This window comes from Methylobacterium sp. B1, assembly GCF_000333255.1.
GTDB classification, from domain to species: domain Bacteria; phylum Pseudomonadota; class Alphaproteobacteria; order Rhizobiales; family Beijerinckiaceae; genus Methylobacterium; species Methylobacterium fujisawaense.
In genome coordinates this window covers 1-1,063 of record NZ_BACT01000904.1, presented here as the reverse complement: position 1 = coordinate 1,063, position 1,063 = coordinate 1, and the positions used below count along the sequence as shown (strand labels likewise).

The window sequence follows — 1,063 nt, the reverse complement described above, 5'->3', positions numbered from 1 at the left end:
TGCCCCAGGCCGCGGTCGCGCTCCTGGCCGGCCTCGCCCTCGCGCTGCTGAAGCCCGCGGGCGAGTGGGGCAAGCCCGCCGACAGCAAGGAGAACGAGAAGCTCTATCTCGATCTGCTCGACAAGGCCGGCAACAAGACCCGCATCCACGATCTGCTTCGCCCGCGGGACCTTCAATGCCCATCCCTACGTGATGGGCGCCATGGGCGCGTTCCTCGAGCGGCTGGACACCCCAGCGGTCGCTGCCCTCTATGCCGACCTCGACGCGACCTGGGACGGGCGGGCGCGGCGCCTCAACGCCCTGCTGGCGGACGCCGACCTGCCGGTGCGGGTCGCCAACATGTCGACGGTGTGGACGGTCCTGTACACCAAGCCGTCGCGCTACAACTGGATGCTGCAATTCTACCTGCGCGCGGAGGGATTGGCCCTGTCGTGGGTCGGGACCGGCCGGTTGATCTTCAGCCTCGCCTACGACGACGCGGCCTTCGACGCCGTGGCGACGCGCTTCGTGGCGGCGGCGCAGGCGATGCGGTCGGATGGGTGGTGGGAGGGTGGCGCCCCCAGCGACAAGGCGATCCGCCGGTCGATCCTGCGGGAGGTCGCGGCGGTGCGCCTGGGCAGGCTCGGCACCCGGCTGGGCCTGCGCGCCCCGGATCACGACTGATCCGGGGCGCCGAGCCGCGCGCTCGGCGCGGGATCCAGCCCTAGGCCCCGCGCTCGTGCGGCTCCTGCTCCTCGACCAGTTCGCCGTGCAGCAGCGCGAGCGGCGCCTTATGGTAGAGCTTGATGTCGTGAAACGGGTCCGTAAGGATCTTGGCGACCCAGACGAGACCGGTCTGCACGTCGCGCTGGACGAAGAGTTGCACCATCCGGAACAGCAGCCCGGCCAGCGCCAGCCACAGCCAGATCCAGCCCACGTTGCGGATCAGGTCCGCGGTGGTCTGGTGCGGTGAGATCAATCCGAACAGGCTCGGGTCGAAATAGAGCGGCAGAGGCGACAGGGCCCAAATCGCCAGGAGGACGACCTTGCGTTGCNAGGTGTAGCCGAACTTGATCTCTTCCTT

The 1,063-nt window shown here is 69.1% G+C and carries 2 pseudogenes; one reads left to right on the top strand and one right to left on the bottom strand.

Annotated elements, in window-relative coordinates:
• Positions 1-135 precede the first annotated feature (135 nt).
• A pseudogene (locus I53_RS25650) lies at positions 136-663 on the top strand (glutamate-1-semialdehyde 2,1-aminomutase); the annotation flags it as partial.
• Between the two features lie 40 nt (positions 664-703).
• Here I53_RS25650 and I53_RS25645 read toward each other — a convergent pair.
• Positions 704-1,063, bottom strand: a pseudogene (locus I53_RS25645) (hypothetical protein); the annotation flags it as partial.